The organism is Streptomyces sp. NPDC058691, assembly GCF_042714775.1.
Classification (GTDB): Bacteria; Actinomycetota; Actinomycetes; order Streptomycetales; family Streptomycetaceae; genus Actinacidiphila.
Window position 1 is genome coordinate 118585 of the sequence record NZ_JBHXSO010000020.1, and the last position, 16712, is coordinate 135296.

18 protein-coding genes are annotated in these 16712 nt (G+C 71.8%); 3 read left to right on the forward strand and 15 right to left on the reverse strand.

Translation table 11 applies throughout. From position 1 onward, the window contains the following. Positions 1–6: 6 nt before the first annotated feature. The 15 genes from ACFWVC_RS16745 to ACFWVC_RS16815 all read right to left on the reverse strand — a co-directional run bounded on the left by ACFWVC_RS16745 (position 7) and on the right by ACFWVC_RS16815 (position 14307). Entirely contained in the window at positions 7–963 is a 957-nt protein-coding gene (locus ACFWVC_RS16745; protein WP_384285406.1) for an alpha/beta hydrolase family protein, read from the reverse strand. Positions 964–966: 3 nt separating this feature from the next. Then, on the reverse strand, positions 967–2202 hold the full coding sequence (gene kynU / locus ACFWVC_RS16750; RefSeq protein WP_384285408.1) for a kynureninase: 1236 nt from the start codon (positions 2200–2202) through the stop codon (positions 967–969). Further along, entirely contained in the window at positions 2195–3028 is an 834-nt protein-coding gene (locus ACFWVC_RS16755; protein WP_384285410.1) for a tryptophan 2,3-dioxygenase family protein, read from the reverse strand. Before ACFWVC_RS16755 ends, kynU begins: the two co-directional genes overlap by 8 nt. Positions 3029–3222: 194 nt before the next feature. Beyond that, positions 3223–3636 carry a DUF3151 domain-containing protein gene (locus ACFWVC_RS16760; protein WP_384285412.1) on the reverse strand — a complete coding sequence of 138 codons (414 nt, stop codon included), beginning with the start codon at positions 3634–3636 and terminating at the stop codon, positions 3223–3225. Positions 3637–3710: 74 nt separating this feature from the next. After that, positions 3711–4733 (reverse strand): class II fructose-bisphosphate aldolase, encoded by a 1023-nt coding sequence (gene fbaA / locus ACFWVC_RS16765; RefSeq protein ID WP_384285415.1) that lies wholly within the window; start codon positions 4731–4733, stop codon positions 3711–3713. A 239-nt stretch (positions 4734–4972) separates the two neighbouring features. Continuing rightward, a complete protein-coding gene (gene pyrE, locus ACFWVC_RS16770) occupies positions 4973–5518 on the reverse strand; it encodes an orotate phosphoribosyltransferase (protein WP_384285417.1) in 546 nt (181 codons plus the stop codon). A 4-nt stretch (positions 5519–5522) separates the two neighbouring features. Continuing rightward, on the reverse strand, positions 5523–6353 hold the full coding sequence (locus ACFWVC_RS16775; RefSeq protein ID WP_384285421.1) for an aldose 1-epimerase: 831 nt from the start codon (positions 6351–6353) through the stop codon (positions 5523–5525). 10 nt (positions 6354–6363) lie between these two features. Next, complete coding sequence (locus ACFWVC_RS16780) at positions 6364–7302, reverse strand: SRPBCC domain-containing protein (RefSeq protein WP_384285425.1); 939 nt, start codon at positions 7300–7302, stop codon at positions 6364–6366. Between the two features lie 747 nt (positions 7303–8049). Next, positions 8050–9633: a polyamine aminopropyltransferase gene (locus ACFWVC_RS16785; protein ID WP_384285428.1), complete on the reverse strand. Its 1584-nt coding sequence runs from the start codon at positions 9631–9633 to the stop codon at positions 8050–8052. 108 nt (positions 9634–9741) lie between these two features. Next, positions 9742–10275: a DUF2617 family protein gene (locus ACFWVC_RS16790; RefSeq protein WP_384285432.1), complete on the reverse strand. Its 534-nt coding sequence runs from the start codon at positions 10273–10275 to the stop codon at positions 9742–9744. 312 nt (positions 10276–10587) lie between these two features. Continuing rightward, positions 10588–10938 carry a hypothetical protein gene (locus ACFWVC_RS16795; RefSeq protein ID WP_384285438.1) on the reverse strand — a complete coding sequence of 117 codons (351 nt, stop codon included), beginning with the start codon at positions 10936–10938 and terminating at the stop codon, positions 10588–10590. 153 nt (positions 10939–11091) lie between these two features. After that, the gene (locus ACFWVC_RS16800; protein ID WP_384285441.1) at positions 11092–12354 is read right to left on the reverse strand and encodes a tyrosine-type recombinase/integrase; all 1263 of its coding nucleotides are present in this window, start codon (positions 12352–12354) and stop codon (positions 11092–11094) included. Beyond that, positions 12354–12551 (reverse strand): helix-turn-helix domain-containing protein, encoded by a 198-nt coding sequence (locus ACFWVC_RS16805; RefSeq protein WP_384285444.1) that lies wholly within the window; start codon positions 12549–12551, stop codon positions 12354–12356. The genes ACFWVC_RS16800 and ACFWVC_RS16805 overlap by 1 nt, the downstream gene beginning before the upstream one ends. A gap of 2 nt (positions 12552–12553) precedes the next feature. After that, complete coding sequence (repSA, locus tag ACFWVC_RS16810; protein WP_384285449.1) at positions 12554–13942, reverse strand: replication initiator protein RepSA; 1389 nt, start codon at positions 13940–13942, stop codon at positions 12554–12556. Positions 13943–13968: 26 nt separating this feature from the next. Next, a complete protein-coding gene (locus tag ACFWVC_RS16815; RefSeq protein WP_384285453.1) occupies positions 13969–14307 on the reverse strand; it encodes a hypothetical protein in 339 nt (112 codons plus the stop codon). 193 nt (positions 14308–14500) lie between these two features. Between ACFWVC_RS16815 and ACFWVC_RS16820 the strand changes: the two genes are divergently transcribed. Genes ACFWVC_RS16820 through ACFWVC_RS16830 form a run of 3 tightly spaced genes read left to right on the forward strand, consistent with a single transcriptional unit; the run spans position 14501 to position 16449 of the window. Further along, positions 14501–14824, forward strand: coding sequence for a putative quinol monooxygenase (locus ACFWVC_RS16820; protein ID WP_384285455.1), 324 nt, complete (start codon positions 14501–14503; stop codon positions 14822–14824). Further along, a complete protein-coding gene (locus ACFWVC_RS16825; protein WP_384285459.1) occupies positions 14817–16058 on the forward strand; it encodes a helix-turn-helix domain-containing protein in 1242 nt (413 codons plus the stop codon). The genes ACFWVC_RS16820 and ACFWVC_RS16825 overlap by 8 nt, the downstream gene beginning before the upstream one ends. 40 nt (positions 16059–16098) lie before the next feature. Further along, entirely contained in the window at positions 16099–16449 is a 351-nt protein-coding gene (locus ACFWVC_RS16830) for a hypothetical protein (protein WP_384285464.1), read from the forward strand. Positions 16450–16712 lie beyond the last annotated feature (263 nt).

Below are 16712 nucleotides of genomic sequence, written 5' to 3' on the forward strand. Positions count from 1 at the left end.
CCGTCGTCACCAGGCCAGTTGCGCGATCTCCTCGGCGACCACGGCCGCCGCGTCGGCGTCGGGATCGATGACCGGGAAGTGGCCCACCTCCGCCAGCAACGTCAGCTGCGCCTCCTCGCCCGCCTTGGCCGTCGCGGCCACGAAGGCCTCCGCGACCTGGGGCGGCACCACGGTGTCCGCGCTGCCGTGCACGACGGTCACCGGGATGCCGGTGGGCAGCAGTGCGGCCGGGTCGGTCTCGGGGCCGCGCAGCGGCAGCTGCTCCGGGCCGCCGAGCAGTTCCATGACCGCGCCGGAGCACACGTCCAGCTCCACCGCGGTCGCGAAGTCCGCCAGGGGCGACAGGGCGACCACTCCGCGCAGCGGGGCCGGCGACGGGCGGTACCAGCGCGACCGCGGCGGCAGCACGTGCCGGGCGGCGGCCCACAGCGCGAGATGGCCGCCCGCGGAGTGCCCGGCGAGCACGATCCGCCGGGGGTCAACGACATCCGCGCCCAGGGCCGCCACGGCCAGTTCCGGCACGGCGTCCACGGCCGCGGCCACATCGTCGAAGGTGTCCGGCCAGCGACCGGCGACCGGGCCGCCGTTGCCCCGGCGGTACTCCACCGAGGCCACGGCGAACCCGCGCCGTGCCAGGAACGCCGCGAGCGGCGAGACGTGCCGCCGGTCGTACGCGGCCCGCCAGGCGCCGCCGTGGAAGAACACCACCAGCGGCCCCGGCTGCCCCTCCTGCGCACCACCCCTCGGGCGGTGGAAGTCGACGACCTGGTCGGGGTGTTCGCCGTACGCGGCGGTGGCGTCCGGCGCCACGGGGGCGTGCCCCAGCGCCGACGCCTCCTCGGCGGCGTCCCGCAGCGCGGCCCCCTCCCCCGTCCCGGCGACGCCGGCCGCGGTGGTCTGGCTCGGCCCGGAGGCCACCTCCGGTCGGCCGGCGGAGGCGGGGGGCGGGGTGGGGTCGGACATGCGTTACCGGCTTCCTTCAAGGACCTCGGCGAGGACCCGGGCCGCGCGCTCCGCGTCCGCGAACCTCGTGTAGAGCGGGGTGAATCCGAAGCGGAGGATATCCGGCTCCCGGAAGTCCCCCACCACGCCCCGGCTGATGAGCTCCCCCATCACCGCGCCCGCGTCGGCGCAGCGCAGGGCGACCTGGCTGCCGCGTTCGGCGTGCGCGGCCGGGGTCACCGGGGTGACCACGCCCGCCGGGACGTACGCCGCGACGCTTTCCAGGAAGAAGTCGGTGAGGGCCAGGCTCTTGGCCCGCACGGCGCCCAGGGACACGCCGTCCCAGACGTCGAGGGCCGCGTCCAGCGCCAGCAGCGACAGGATCTCCGGGGTGCCGACCCGGCCGCGGACGCTGCCGTCGGCGGGACGGTAGGCGGCCTCCATCGCGAACGGGTCGCGGTGGGAGTTCCAGCCCGGCAGCGGCGAGTCGAAGCGCGGCTGCAGGTCACGGCGGACGTACAGGTACGCGGGCGCGCCCGGGCCGCCGTTGAGGTACTTGTACGTGCAGCCGACGGCGAGGTCCACACCGTGCTCGTCCAGGTCCACCGGCAGGGCCCCCGCCGTGTGGCACAGGTCCCAGACCACCAGGGCGCCGGCCGCGTGGACGGCGGCGGTGGTGCCGCGCAGGTCGTTCAGCCGGCCGGTGCGGTAGTCGACGTGGTTGACCAGCGCGACGGCGGTGCGCGGGCCGGCCGCGGCGGCGAGGCCGGCGGCGTCGACCGCGCGGATCGAGCAGCCGGTCATCCGGGCGGCGGACTCGGCGATGTAGCCGTCCGTGGGGAACGTCGTGGCGTCGACCAGCACCTCGGTGCGGCCCGGATCGGCCTGCTGCGCCATCCGAACGGCACCCACGACGGCCTTGAAGACGTTGACGCTGGTGGAGTCGCCGACCACGACCTGGCCGGGGGCGGCGCCGATCAGCGCGCCGACGCGGTCGCCGATCCGCTCGGGCGCGGTCCACCAGCCGCTCTCGCCCCACGAGCGGATGCGCAGGGAGCCCCACTCGCGGGAGATGACGTCCGCGATCCGGTCCCTCACTCCGGCGGGCAGCGCGCCCAGCGAGTTGCCGTCCAGGTAGATCACGTCGTCCAGCACGAAGCGGTCGCGGACCTTGGCCAGTTCGTCGGCGGTGTCGAGGCGCAGCGCCTTGGCGGCCGGGGACTCGGCGCCGGAGGCGGGGAGGTGCGTGGTGTCAGACATGGCTGCGGGCCGTCCAGAGCTCGGGGAACACGTTCTTGGTGGCGCGCTTCTCCAGCCAGGCGACCCCGGCGGAGCCGCCCGTGCCGGTCTTGGCACCCATCGCGCGGCGGGTGGCGACCAGGTGGTCGTTGCGCCAGCGCCACACCAGTTCGGCGACCTCGGTCAGCGCCTCGCCGAGCCGCACCAGTTCGGCGTCCTGGTCACCGGAGTAGATCTCCTGCCAGACCCGCTCGACGGCCGGATCGCCGTCGTAGCGCCTGGACAGGTCCTCCCGCACCGGGATCGCGAACCCGCGGCGCGCCAGCAGGCGCAGCACCTCGTCGTACAGGCTCGGCTCGTGGAGCGCCTTCTCCAGCTCGGCGTGGACACGCGGCGAGCCGCGGTGCGGCACCAGCATGGAGGCCGACTTCTCGCCGAGCAGGAACTCCATGCGCCGGTACATCGCGGACTGGAAGCCCGAGCCCTCGCCGAGCGCGGCGCGGTAGGCGTTGAACTGCGCCGGTGTGAGGTGCGCCAGCGGCTCCCACGAGGCGTTCAGCGACTGCAGTTCGTACGTGCTGCGCTTGAGTGCGGCCATCGCGGTCGACAGGTCGTCGGCCGCCAGCGCGCGAGAGGCGGTCTCCCACTCGTGCACGATGACGGTGAACCACAGCTCCATGACCTGGGTGGTCACCAGGAAGACCATCTCACCGGGGTCGTCGGAGCGGGGGTGCTGGAGATGGGTGAGGACGTCCGCCTGGACGTAGTCCTCGTACGGCGTGGTGCCCTCGAAGTCCAGGTGCGGGGCCTCGGGGGCCGCCTGGGAACCATCGGGGTGGTGGGACATCGGTGTCTCCGTGAATACGAGCTACCGGGTAGCGGTCTGCCCCCGCCGTCCGGCGGCGGGCCCCGGTCCCCTCGGGTCCGTGCTCACTTCGGCGCCGGGCCCATCGCGCATCATGCGTGGTCGGGGCCCGGTCCGGCAAGCCCCTCCCACCTGCTGCGATGGTCCTGGGTCTGCCGTTCCGGGCCCCGCGGGCGTCAGCCCAGGGTTTCCGCGGCGGTCGGGGAGGAGTCGCGCAGGAAGCTGGAGCAGCGCTCGTACTCCTCCTTCTCGCCGATCGACTGGGCGGCCCGCGCCAGCGCGTGCAGGGCGCGCAGGAAGCCGCGGTTGGGCTCGTGCTCCCAGGGCACCGGCCCGTGGCCCTTCCAGCCGTTGCGGCGCAGCGCGTCCAGGCCGCGGTGGTAGCCGGTGCGCGCGTAGGCGTACGACTCGACGACCCGGCCGCCGGCGTAGGCGGCGTCCGCCAGCTCCGCCCAGGCCAGGGACGACGCCGGGTACTTCGCGGCGACGTCGGCGGGCGCGGCTCCCGAGGCGAGCAGCTCCCTCGGCTCGGGCTCGTCGGGCAGGTTGGTCGGGGGCGGTCCCCCGAGCAGGTTCTCGTGAATGGCCATGGGCCCCAGTATGGCCGGGGCCCGGCCCCTCCACCTGGAGGGACCGGGCCCGGTGCCGTTCGCGCGGGCGACGGCTACTTCAGCCGGGTGCCGGCGGAACGCAGGTCGCCGCAGGCCTCGACGACACGGGCGGCCATGCCGGCCTCGGCCGACTTGCCCCACGTGCGCGGGTCGTACTGCTTCTTGCTGCCGACCTCGCCGTCGACCTTCAGCACACCGTCGTAGTTGCGGAACATGTGCTCCACGACCGGGCGGGTGAAGGCGTACTGGGTGTCGGTGTCGATGTTCATCTTGACGACGCCGTTCTCCAGCGCCGTGGCGATCTCCTGCTTGGTGGAGCCGGAGCCGCCGTGGAAGACGAACCAGAACGGCTCCTGCTTGCCGTACTTGGCGCCCACGCCCGCCTGGAGGTCCTTGAGCAGCTCGGGACGGAGCACGACGTTGCCCGGCTTGTAGACGCCGTGGACGTTGCCGAAGGAGGCGGCCAGCAGGTAGCGGCCCTTCTCGCCCAGGCCGAGGGCCTCGGCGGTGCGCAGCGCGTCATCGACGGTGGTGTACAGCTCGTCGTTGATCTCGTGGGAGACGCCGTCCTCCTCGCCGCCGGTGGGGGTGATCTCCACCTCGAGGATGATCTTCGCCTTGGCGGCCTCGGCCAGCAGCTCCTGCGCGATGGCGAGGTTGTGGTCGAGGGTCTCGGCGGAGCCGTCCCACATGTGCGACTGGAACAGCGGGTTGCGGCCGGCGGCCACGCGCTCCTGGGACAGCTTCAGCAGCGGACGCACATAGCCGTCGAGCTTGTCCTTCGGGCAGTGGTCGGTGTGCAGCGCGACGTTGACCGGGTACTTCTCGGCCACGATGTGCGCGAACTCCGCGAGCGCCACCGAACCGGTGACCATGTCCTTGCTGTACTGGCCACCGAGGAACTCGGCGCCGCCCGTCGAGATCTGGACGATGCCGTCGCTCTCCGCCTCCGCGAAGCCGCGCAGCGCGGCGTGCAGGGTCTGGGTCGAGGTCACGTTGATGGCCGGGTAGGCGAACCTGCCTGCCTTCGCCCGGTCGAGCATCTCGCTGTAGATCTCGGGGGTTGCGATGGGCATCTGTCCGCTCCTTGTGATGTGCGGGTTGTTCGGTGAGTGACCCTGACCTGGGATCGACGTCATCGTCGCCCCCATCTTGGCAGACGACCCCCGCAGCTCCACACTATGCGCACCGCGGACATACGTCAGGGGTCGGCCGTTTCACGTGAAACGGCCGACCCCCGGCGAAAACCCCGGCTCAGGACGGAAGTCGGCCGAGGTCGGGCAAGGTCAAGCGATGTCAGGCGAGGTCAGCAAGGTCAGACGAGATCCAGGTCCGCGAGACCGAAGGCCTGGAGGTACGGAAGGCCCGCCTCCGCGATGGCCGGCGCGGCGCCGCGCTCGACGATCACCGCGACGGCGACCACCTCGGCGCCGGCCTCGCGGGCGGCCTTCACGGCGGTCAGCGGAGAACCGCCGGTGGTGGAGGTGTCCTCGACGACCAGCACCCGGCGGCCCGCGATGTCCGGGCCCTCGATACGGCGCTGCATGCCGTGCGCCTTCTGCGCCTTGCGGACGACGAACGCGTCCAGCTTCCGGCCGCGCGCGGCGGCGGCGTGCAGCATTGAGGTGGCGACCGGGTCGGCCCCGAGCGTGAGCCCGCCGACGGCGTCGAAGTCCAGGTCCGCGGTGGTGTCCAGCATGACCTGGCCGACCAGCGGGGCGGCCTCGGCGTCCAGCGTGATCCGGCGCAGGTCGATGTAGTAGTCGGCCTCGAGGCCCGACGACAGGGTCACCTTGCCGTGCACCACGGCCTTGTCCTTGATCTGCCGCAGCAGGGCTTCACGCGCGTCGCTCATGGTCACGAGCCTATCCGAGCCGTTCCCAGGCCCAGGTCGCGCGCATCTCCAGCGGTTCGAGCGGGGTGACCAGCCGCGGGTCGCTGTTGAGGCCGTTGGGCGGGCCGGACTGCGGTTCGACGCAGACCGCCTCGGGCTGCTCGTCGTACAGGACCACCCACGGCGCCGGGCTGGTGGTCCGCAGCCGCAACTCGCCCGGCCAGGTCAGCGTCACGTCCACGCCGTCCGGCATGCCGAAGCAGTCGTCCCACGGGCGCGGCGTGGGGTCGACCCGCTGCCCGGTGGGCAGGTGGTCCTCGCCGCGCTGCTCCATCCAGCCCGGGGAGAAGGCGATCTCGGCGTCCTGGCCGCCGCGGCCGAGGTTGCGCAGGAACCAGGGGTGCCAGCCGGCCTGGGCGGGGAAGGAGTCGCCGGTGGTCTCCACGCTCATGGTGAGCTCGGCGTGGTCCTCGGTGAGCGAGAAGCGCTGGGTGACCCGGCCCTTGTACGGCCAGGGCTCGGCGAGGTCGTAGTAGAAGCTGACGTCGGTGGCGGTGGCGCCCGGCGCCTGTTGCCATGCGGTGTGCCGGCCGGTGCCGTGGATGGCGTGGGGCCCGGCGTCGCGCGGCAGCTGGTGCAGCACACCGCCGTTGCGGAACTGCCCGTCCCGGGTGCGGCCGCACCACGGCACCATCGGGAAGGACCCGAATTTCTCGCCCTGCCGCAGCAGTTCCACGCCGTCGACGGTCAGCGAGGCTACGCGGCAGCCGCGATCCGGGTGGATCGTCAGCCGCGCCTGCCCGGCCTCGAGTTGGACTGCGTGTTCGTCGGTTCGCCCGTCATGGGTCTGGTCCGTGGCCACGGACCAGACCCTACGGGAACGACCGCCTGCGGCGCCTCAGTACGCGCCCCGCGACCACCGCCGACAGCAGCAGCGCCGCCGCGGCCGGGGCGTAGCGGCGCAGCGAGGCCGTGGCCGAACCGTTCTGCGGCGCGGGCACGGGGGCGTACCGGCCGCGCGGCGGGGCGTGGTCGACCTCTTCGGCGCTGCGGCCGATGAGGGTGCGGCGGGCGTAGGCGGCCTCGGCGGGCAGGTCGATCCCGGCGGGGTCCTCGGGGACGTCCGGGACCCGGCCGATGGGGCCGATGCCGTCGATGTCCTCGTCCTCGTCGAGATCGTCCGCGAGGTCGTCCGCGAGATCGTCCAGGTCGCCGGGGAGGTGGCCGGGTTCGTCGGGCTCCCCGGGGCCGTGGGTGTCACGGGCGTCGCGGGCGTCGCGGGTCTCGTGCACGTCGTGCACGGTGAACTCGTCGACCTGCGCGGGCAGGTCCTCCTCCGCGAGGTCCACCAGACCGGCGATCTCCTCGATGCCGGCCGCGGCCGGCTCCAGGTCGGAGGTGAGGGCGGCGGCGAACCGGTCGAGCAGCCGCACGCCCGCGGCCGCCGCCACGGCGTCGTCGTACTCCGCGAGCCGGCCGTCGGCCTGCACCCCGCCGGTGAAGGTCAGCAGCGTCCCGCCGGACACGGCGTCCACGCCGACCTCCAGCGCCAGCTTGACCGTGCCGGCGCCGCGCGCCTCCGCCGCCTCTCCCTCCACGGACAGGCCACCGCCGCGCGGGGTCAGCCGGAGGGCGCCGCGGTAGGTGATCGTCGAGCCGCCGATGCGGAGCCTCAGACGGCCGGCGAGGCCCTCGGCGGCGCCGGCGTCGCGCTGGAGGCCGGGAACGCAGCGGGCGACGCGCTCCAGGTCGGCGAGCGCCTGGCGAATGGTTTCGGCCGGAAACGGAACGAACACCTCATGCGGCTCCATGCGGGCGAGCCTAATCGTCCCCGGCGCGATCCGGTGGTCGATCGGCCCGGGTTCGCGCCCCCGGGTACCGCCTGAGCGCTCCGCTCGACGTCCCATCGCCTTCAGTGCGGATCCGGCCCGGCCCGTGCGCGGGTGCGTCAGCGCGGAAGGCCGCGGTGCGCGAGGCGGGGGCGTCCACCGTCAGGCACAGCCGCTCGACCCGGCGGCGGTTCGCCCGCCGGAAGCGGCAGAAAGGGTCAAGAGCGGCGGCGAGATGGGCGATGCCGACGCCCAGCCACTGCCGACGGGACGCGGTGCTCAGGTGGGGCGCTGGACGCCGAACCCGGTCGACCGGACCCGCTCAGCCCAACGCGCGGGCTGCGGCGAGCAAGGCGCGGGCGTCCACCGTCAGGCACAGCCGCTCGACCCGGCGGCGGTTCGCCCGCCGGAGCGGCGGGGGACCAGCCGTGCCAGGTGCCGCCGATGACGCAGCGGAAAGGGTTCAGAGCGGCGGCGAGATGGGCGATGCCGACGCCCAGCCAATGGCGACGGGACACGGTGCCCCGGCAGCCGAGGCGGGGCCCTGGACTCCGAACCCGGCCGACCGGACCCGCTCGCGGGCGGCGGCGAGCCAAGCGGCGACGTCCACCGTCAGGCGCAGACCGTCGGCCGCGCTGACGAAGCAGCAAAGTACCGACGCCCAGCCACTGCCGACGGGACGCGGCCCAGGCGGGGCGCTGACCCCCTGGCCCGGTCCACCGGAACCGCTCAGCCCGCGCGCGGATGCATCAGCGTGGAAGGCGGCAGACCGCGTAGTGCGGACGCGTCGGCTCTGCGCGCGGCCGCGGCGAGCGAGACGGGGGACAGGGAGCGCAGTCGGGGGGCGTCCACCGCGAGGCGCAGCGACGGGACGCGGTGCCGGGCGGCGAGGACGAAGCCCCAGTCACCGCCCCGGCGCCCGGCGCCGATCCAGTAGTCGGCGGTGCGCAACCCCGCGGCGCGCACCGTGGCGTCGACGGTCCAGAAGCCGCTCCGCGACGCCCCGGGCGCGCCCGCGTGCACGGCGAGCCGCCCGCCCGGGGCCAGCACGCGCTCGGCCAGTCCGTAGAACTCCTGCGAGTACAGCTTCGCGCTGCGCGAGATCTCAGGGTCCGGCAGGTCGGCCAGCACGACGTCGTACCCCCGCGGCGGCGGCCCCGAGCCCGAGCGTGCCCGGCGCAGCCAGTCGAAGGCGTCCGCGGCCCGTACGCGCACCCGGGGGTCGCGGTAGGCGTGCCGGTTGAGCCGGGAGAGTTCGGGGTCGGTGCGGGCGAGGGCGACGAGTCCGGCGTCGAGGTCGACGAGCGTCACCGAGCGGACGCCCGGGTAGCGCAGCACCTCCCGCAGCGCGAGGCCGTCGCCCCCGCCGAGGACGAGCACACGGCGGTGCGCGCCGGCCATGGCGGGGTGGACCAGGGCCTCGTGGTACCGGTACTCGTCCCGGCCGGACACGCGCAGCCGCCCGTCGAGGTAGAGCCGCAGCGGGGAACCGGTGACCACGATCTCCTGGACCGCGGTCCGCTCGGCCAGCCGCACATGGCCGCCGTACACCGCCTCCCGTGCCGCCCGCTCGAACGGCCCGGCCGCCCAGGCCGCGCCGGCCAGTACCGCCAGGACGGCGACGTTGGCGGCGAACAGCCGGACGCGCGCCCGCGGCGTGACGTCGGCGCGGAAGAGCCACAGCACGATGAGGCCGCCCGCGACCGCGTTGACCGCGCCCGTGAGCAGCGCCCCGGTCAACTGGCCCAGGGCGGGCAGCAGGAGGAAGGGGAAGGCGAGTCCGCCGACCAGGGCGCCGACGTAGTCCGCGGCGAAGAGGTCGGCGACGGCGCCGCCCGCGTCCTGCCGGCGGATCCGCTGGATCAGCGTCATCAGCAGGGGGACCTCGGCCCCGATGAGCACCCCGATCGCGAACGCGAAGCCCACCATGGCGGGACGGGACTGGCCGCACCACGCGAAGCTCGCGTACAGCCCCATCACCGACAGGCCGCCGACCAGCGCCAGCACGATCTCCACCCCGGCGAAGCCGACCGCCGCCGCGCAGTTGAGCCGCTTGGCGAGCAGCGAGCCGACGCCCATGGCGAAGACCATGACCGACAGCACGATGGACGCCTGGGTGACGGAATCACCGACCAGGTACGAGGCGAGGGCGACCAGTTCGAGCTCGTACACCAGCCCGCACGCGGCGCAGACGAAGACCGCGGCGAGCACCAGCGCCCGCGCCGGCCCCGCCGGGACGGGCAGCAGGAGCCGGCCCGCCTGCCCCGCCGGGGCCTGCGATCCGGCCGCGGTGGAGGTCGACTGGTCGATCATGTCTGAACGCTATGTCACGTTTACGGCCTCACACGTCACCCACAGGAGTGCGATGGGTGGCACCCGGCGGCGCGTTGACGCCCCGGAGGTCGCCCGCCGTACCCACGCTCACGTCTGCGCGCTCAGCCGCGACCGGGTCGCGACCAGCCGCCCCTCCTGGGGATATGCGTGCCAGGTGCGCCACAGCACGCTTCCGCCGCTGTACTGCACGAGCATCGCGGTGAACGCGTGCGGATCACCGGGGAACGTCCCGGCGAGGCCATTGGGGTGATCGGCCACGAGTGCGAGCAACTCCTGTGCGCGTCCGGCGAAACCGCCCCGCGACAGCGTCTCGATCCGCGCCGCGAACTCGTAGTCCCAGCCGGCCACCCGTCTGGCCACCCCGAACGGCAGTGGCGTGCTGGTGCCGGGCAGGCAGGCCACGGTCTCCGAGCACCGGCCGCTCGGCGAGTCCAGGATGACCTGGTGGGAGGCCCCGAGCAGCCGCATCCGGACCTGGACCGCGGGCGCGGCGACCGCCGCCCCGATGCCGGGGAGTTCACGGTCGAGCACGGCCAGCGCCGGCAACTCTTCCATTCCCAGACACCAGGCCAGGTCGCCGGCGCGGGTGTCGGTGTAGGCGGTCTGAAGGGTGGTGAGCATGGAGTCGGCTCCGCAGGCACATCGCGAGCAAGCAGGGAAGGAGGCAGGCCAGGAAGGGAAAAATTCACACGGAAGAAGGCGGGGCGACCCGCGCCTGTGGGGAAATCGCCCGTCGGCTTGCGCCCACGCAGGGGTCGGAGAATACGCAATCATGAAAGGCGCGCCGCCTTCAGCGTTTTTACCCATCTCCACCCGCTTTACATCCCCAAGGGCGCGTACGGGTTCAGGTGTTCACCACAAATGCGCCCGACGGGCGAGTAACCCGCCGGGCGCATATGCGATTCGGCACGGGCAATGCGCAATTTCGTATCGTCAGCTTCCGCCGCCGCAGCCGCCACCGCCACCGCAGGAACTCCCGCCGCCGCAGGAACTCCCGCCGCCGCCGCAGGAGGAGTGGCCACCGCCCCCACCGCACGAGTGGCTGCCCCCGTGGTCGCCCCCGTGGTGGCCGCCGTGGTGGCCGCCGCCTCCCCCGTGCGACGGCGCCCCGCTGTCCCCCGCCCACCAGGCGAACCCCGCACCGCCGCCCGCGTCGGCGGCAGACGAGCCGTACCCGCGCCGGCCGCCGCGGCGGCCCCGATTGGCGTTCCGGACGTTCACGATCACCAGTGCCAGCACCACGCCGAACCCGAAGAGGATCAGCAGAATGACAAGAGGTCCCATCGGTACCGCCCCCCGATTTCCTTGCTTTCCGTTGTGCCACGGTGATGCCCTCACCCCTCGCGGCCGAAAGCAAAGTTGAGGAAGTTCAGAGCCTTCTCACGGAGTGACGGCCCCTGACATGTACAGATGGACGGACCAGGGGCCGTCGGAGTGCTACTGGGCCGTGTGTGGGCCGTGATCTTCCTGGGCCATGCGCTGAAACACGGTATCGATAGCTCGACGGGCACGCTCTCGGCTGTCGGGCATCAGGTGGGCGTATACCCGCAGCGTCATCGCCGGGTCGGCATGGCCCATGTACTCACTGACGGCCTTGATGTTCTCCCCCGCGTCCAGCAGTGCCGAGGCGTAGAAGTGCCTCAGGGCGTGCATCCCGTGTTCGCGTGCCGAGTCGTACTTGCCGTTCTGATCCGCTTCCGGGATGAGGCCGGCGACCGCCAGGGCGGGCTTCCACTCCTTGCCGTTGAAGTTGCTGCGCCACACCATGCCGCCCTGCTCCGCCGTGAAGATCAGGCGGGCGGACACCTTCGGTCCCTCCGGCACGTCCCACGGCAGCGTGATCTCTGCAGGCTTGCAGGCATCCAGGTGCGCTCGGAGAGTAGCCGCCACGGAGTCGGGCAGCGGCACGTCCCGCTTCTTGCCGCCCTTCGGCAGGGCGAATACCGGGTGTCCCTCCACGTGCTTGATCTGGCGGACCACATGCAGCGTGTGGCCGTCGATGTCGATCGAGTCCTCGGCCAGCCCGAACACCTCCCCCTGGCGAAGGCCGCACCCAGCGCCTACGTCAACCATCGCTCGGTACCGCTCCAGGAGCGCCGCTCGAACGGCGGACACCTGTGCGGGCACCCACGGCACCACCCGGTGCGGGTCCGCCTTGGGCCGGCGCACAGTCCGGGCACCGCACGGGTTGCGCGACAGCAGCGAGTCATCAACAGCGGCGGACAGGACCGACTGAACGTCCGCGAAGATGTTCCGGGCATAGGAGGGGCTCACGCCAGGCTTTGCTTCCAGGCCCGCGAGAAGCTCCCTGATGTGCTCAGGCCGGAAGGTGCCGACCGGACGGGAGCCGAGCACCGGGTAGACGTGCAGCCGTAGGCGCCGGCCAAGTTCCTGCCGGGTCATGGGGCTGGAGGTCTTACTGTCCAGCCACTTCTCTGCGTACTGTCGGAACGTGATCCGGACGGACTTCGGGTCGGTGTACTGACCGCGCGTCATGTCCGTCTCGATGGCGCTCAGCCACTTCTCAGCGAGCCGCTTCTGGCCGTCGGGGAAGCTCTTGGACTTCTCGGAGCCGTCGGGACCGACGTACCGAGCCCGGTAGCGCAGGCCGGTCCCGTGTCGCTGGGACTTGACCTTGACTGACTTGCCATCCGGCCCGGTCTTGGTCGTGTACCAGCGGTCTTGGATGTGTCCGGCCATCAGGCAGCCTCGTCTTCCATGAGGCTGGCTACCCAGCGGCGGACGTCTTCGGGGTCGTAGCGCAGGTGCCGGCCGACCCGGAAGCCGCGGGGACCGATGCGCTTACGCCGCCACTGGTAGACCGTCTCCAGCGGCAGGCCCAGGAGGTCGGCCAGGTCGACGGGGGTGAGGTAGCGGGTCGGGAGCGGTCGGGCCACGTTCACCACTCCTCGTCCTCGGCGGGCAGGTCGGCGAGGGCTTCGCGGGCGGTGTCGCGGTTGGTGCGGATGTCACGGGCAATGGTGGCGGCGAGCCAGGATTCGCCGGGGGTGTGGCCGTGTCCGGCATACGTCCAGTGAGCGAGCACGAGCGTGGAGCCCTCCAAGGTGTCGTCAGGGTCGGGGAGCCCGCGCTGCTGGCGTTCCTGGCGGGCGCGGTAGTCAGCGCGGACCTGGCGCAGCGCGCCAAGGGTGGTGGAGTAGCGGCGGGACTTGGTCGAGAAGTGCCCGCGGAAGCCGAGCATGTGGGCCCAGGCGCGGAGCTTGCGGTCGGGATAGTGCGGGTCGAGGTCGAAGCAGGCTTCGATCAGGCGGCGGGTGTGGGCGGGCAGGTCGAACAGGTCGAGAGCTTCGCGATTGCCGACCCGGCGGTCGATCGTGCCGGTGGTCTCGGCCGCCTTGGTGGCGTACTTGGCCACGTACGCGGCGACCGCCTGTTCGGTCAGTTCCTGCCCGTCATCGGTGCCGATCGGGCGGACATCGACCTGCGAACCCCAGCGCAGCTCCCGGGCCGGGTGGGTGCCGGCGGCCGGGACCGGCACCGAAACCCGAGCCGCAGCGGCGTGGATCGCGGCATCCAGCAAAGCGACGCTCGCCCACGACGGCGGAACGTCTTCCGGGCCGCCGGGGCCGTCGAGGCGGACGATCGCGTGGAAGTGCACGGCGCCGCGCTTTTGGTACTCGGCGACCTTCCCAAACGAGACCCGGCACACCTCCTTCATGGCTGTCTGGGAGAGTCCGGCGCGGGCGGCGATCTCCCGGCGCAGGTAGATCGTGAACCGCCGCCACAGATCCCCGGCGTGGTTGTTCCACAGCACCGCGCCCGCGTAGTCGTACCGCTCCGGGTCCAGCGGGGTGCCGATCTCGGGGTCGTGCTCGGCATGGGCGGTGCCGCAGCGGCAGCGGCCGGTGTCGGGGCGGTTGTGGACCGGGCCGAACGACGGCGCGGTCAGCGTGGCGAACACCTTCGGATGCGTGCGGACCGCCACGGGCACGTCCTTGCGCTCATCCCCCGTGAGCCCGGCACGGATCAGGTGGAAGGTGTCGCCCGCGTAGGTCCAGGCACACGAAGGGCAGCGCGAGGCCCGACGGTTGCCACAGGCCACCCGTAACCTGCCCCCCGGCTCACTGTCGGTCGAGTACGAATACAGGACCTGGCCAGTGGCAGCGTCGCGGGTGACCGTGAGCCCTTGCAGGTGGATCGGGTCGGCGCAGCCACCGGTGCGCTGGATCTGTTCCCGCCACCGCTCGAAGCCGGGGTCGTTGGCGAGCCGCAGCGCGTCGGCCAGGGTGTGGGGGTCGGTGCCGCAGGCGGCCGCAGCATCAGCCACAGCCGCCGGGGCAACAGGCGTCAAGGTCACGCGACCACCGCCAGCGGGGCCGTGAACAGGGCCGCACGGACGGCGGTGTTGTGGCGCATGCAGGCCGTGAACAGCGGGCCGTCGTCTTCGAGGTAGTTCAGGGGGATCGGCACCCAGCCGGTGTGGCCGCCGTTGTGGTCCCAGGTCGGCACCCAGCAGGGGCAGTGCTCGCCGGGACGGTCGTGCAGGTTGTGGGTACCGCACTCCCCGCACGGGAGGACTACGCCGGGCAGGCCGGTCAGCGAGCCGTCGTTGTCGAGCTCTTCGCCGGAGCCCTGGCAGCTACCGCAGACAGCGGCGCCGGGACGGGGACGAACAGCGAGCGTTGCAGGCATGATGAAGGCTCCCTTTGTGGGAGCCCCGGGCGGCGTCGTGATCCTGGCAGAGAGCGCGCCGCACGGGGCGTGGTCATGTAGTGGAGCGACAACTCGAAGCTACTCGCAGAAAAACTGCGGGTCAATAGAAAAGCTGCGACTAGCAGTAGATCTGCACTTCTGCGATGCTGGAATCTGGCATCGAGGAGGAAAAATGAGCAACTTCGCGCTGTTCGTACGCTTCACGCTCAAGGAAGGCGGAGCCGAAGGCTTCGACGCCCTGGTGCGCGAGACCACCACCGCCATCCGCGCGAACGAGCCCGGAACCCTCGTCTACGCCTGCCACGAGGTCGAGGACGCCCCGGACCAGCGCATCTTCTTCGAGCTGTACGCCGACCGTGCCGCATTCGACGAGCACGAGCGCCAGGCCCACACGAAGCACTTCCTGTCGGAGCGCGACAAGTACGTGGCGCGCACCGAGGTCGACTTCATGGCCCCGTACGCCGGCAAGTACCCGACCGGGTCCCCCAGTGAGTGACACCGACAACCCCACTGCGGGCCAGCGAGTCGCCGAGCTGCGCCGCAAGAGAGGCATGTCCCAGCGCGACCTGGCGGCCGAGATGGGCCGCTCCGAAAGCTGGGTCTCCCAAGTCGAGCGCGGCATCCAGCCGATCGAGCGCCTGTCGGTGCTCCAAGCCCTGGCCGACGCCCTCGGCGTACCAGTGCGTGAACTACGCCCGGAAGCCGAGATCGCTCCCGAACCCGAGCCCGAGCCCGAGCAGCAGCCGCAGAGCAACGACCTCGACGGGCTACGTGTCGCGCTCACCGGACACCCCACGCTGGGAAGCCTCTTCGGACAGATCACCGCCTGCCCGGAGCCCTCGCTTGACGACTTCAGCCAGCGCGTTGACGAGCTGTGGGACCTCGCTCACGCAGCGAGCTACGCGGCACTGAGCGACCGGCTCTCCAAGGTGCTGCCGCAACTCGAAGCCGCCGTACGCCACGGTCCCGAAGCCGGGCGCGCAGAGCTCCAAGCCCTACTGGCGCGGACCTACCAGGTAGCCGCAGCGAGCTTCGTGCGTCAGGACGAGCCGGACGCCGCATGGGTCGCCGCCGACCGAGCACTCCAGGCAGCCGAACGCGCCGGCCAACCGCTGGAAGTCGTTGCGGGTCTCTTCCGCCTGGCCCACGCCTTCATAAGGCAACAGCGCACCGACCAGGCCGAACAAGCCGCCATGTCGGCGATCAACGTGCTGACACCTCGCAGCCAGGCAGACGCCAGCCCCCCGGAGGAAAGGTCGCTCCTAGGCGCCATGCACTTGGTCATGGCCGTGATCAGCGCCCGCGAGGGAGACCGCTCTGCCACGCACGCTCACATCGCCGAAGCCCGGCGCATTGCCGCGACCAATGGAGTCGACCGCAACGACTTCGACACCGAGTTCGGCCCCACCAACGTCGAGATCCACGCCGTCAGTACCGCAGTTGACCTCGGCGACGCCGGAATGGCCCTGGACGTGGCCGAACGCATCGACCCCTCAGGGCTGTCCCCGGAGCGTCAGGCACGTTTCCTGGTTGACGTGGCGCGAGCGCACGCGCAGCGGCGACACGTCGGCGAGGCCACAGCCGCACTCCTCGAAGCGGAAGCCCTGGCCCCCGAACAAGTCCACTCCCATCACCTGGCCCGCGAAGTAGTCCGCGATCTTGTCCAGTTCTCCGGCCACCGAGTCCCCGAACCCCTGGCAGAGCTGGCCGACCGAATGGCGATCGCCTAGCACTAGCCCTGGTCGCGGAGGCTCCTGCGATGATTCGGCTGTGAGCTACGACCTTGCTGTGTGGGATGGCGAACTCCCACCCGACGACCACGAAGCGGGCTCGGTGTACGACGAGCTCTACGAGCGCTATCTGGAGTCGGATGATGTCGTCATCCCTCCGGCACAGCGCATCGTGGATTACGTTGAGGCGCTCCTCGACCGGTACCCCGACGACATCGACGGCAAGATGGTATGGGCGTCGCCACCAGTCATGGACGAGGCTTCGGGGCCGATCGTGTACCTAGTCATGTCCTACAGCAAGGCCGAGGAAGTATCTGAGTACGCCGCATCGTTGGCCCGCGAACACGGACTCGTCTGCTACGACCCGCAAGGAGAAATCTTGCGGCCGTGAGTCGTCTCCTCTGTCACTAGGCGGACCATTAGATGGAAACCGTGGCGCTGACCAGAGATCGCTGCACGCACACGCCCAGCAAGCTGTTACGGATTTCCCTACCTCATCAAGCACCCGGCGTCGCTCACGCTCCGCCGGGCGCGCGGCCGACGTCCGGCCGCGCCCACGCTCCTAATGGGGACGTAAGCGTTGGGGATGGCCGACACGTGGTGAGCCGTATTCGCTCCTGAGGCACTGACCTCTCAAGGCAGAGCCGGTCCCGT

What these genes read in the sequence shown, in the direction of transcription:
- ACFWVC_RS16745 (WP_384285406.1), bottom strand. Translation starts at nt 963, where the DNA reads ATGTCCGACCCCACCCCGCCCCCCGCCTCCGCCGGCCGACCGGAGGTG.
- kynU (WP_384285408.1), bottom strand. Translation starts at nt 2,202, where the DNA reads ATGTCTGACACCACGCACCTCCCCGCCTCCGGCGCCGAGTCCCCGGCC.
- ACFWVC_RS16755 (WP_384285410.1), bottom strand. Translation starts at nt 3,028, where the DNA reads ATGTCCCACCACCCCGATGGTTCCCAGGCGGCCCCCGAGGCCCCGCAC.
- ACFWVC_RS16760 (WP_384285412.1), bottom strand. Translation starts at nt 3,636, where the DNA reads ATGGCCATTCACGAGAACCTGCTCGGGGGACCGCCCCCGACCAACCTG.
- fbaA (WP_384285415.1), bottom strand. Translation starts at nt 4,733, where the DNA reads ATGCCCATCGCAACCCCCGAGATCTACAGCGAGATGCTCGACCGGGCG.
- ACFWVC_RS16780 (WP_384285425.1), bottom strand. Translation starts at nt 7,302, where the DNA reads ATGGAGCCGCATGAGGTGTTCGTTCCGTTTCCGGCCGAAACCATTCGC.
- ACFWVC_RS16785 (WP_384285428.1), bottom strand. Translation starts at nt 9,633, where the DNA reads ATGATCGACCAGTCGACCTCCACCGCGGCCGGATCGCAGGCCCCGGCG.
- ACFWVC_RS16790 (WP_384285432.1), bottom strand. Translation starts at nt 10,275, where the DNA reads ATGCTCACCACCCTTCAGACCGCCTACACCGACACCCGCGCCGGCGAC.
- ACFWVC_RS16795 (WP_384285438.1), bottom strand. Translation starts at nt 10,938, where the DNA reads ATGGGACCTCTTGTCATTCTGCTGATCCTCTTCGGGTTCGGCGTGGTG.
- ACFWVC_RS16800 (WP_384285441.1), bottom strand. Translation starts at nt 12,354, where the DNA reads ATGGCCGGACACATCCAAGACCGCTGGTACACGACCAAGACCGGGCCG.
- ACFWVC_RS16815 (WP_384285453.1), bottom strand. Translation starts at nt 14,307, where the DNA reads ATGCCTGCAACGCTCGCTGTTCGTCCCCGTCCCGGCGCCGCTGTCTGC.
- ACFWVC_RS16820 (WP_384285455.1), top strand. Translation starts at nt 14,501, where the DNA reads ATGAGCAACTTCGCGCTGTTCGTACGCTTCACGCTCAAGGAAGGCGGA.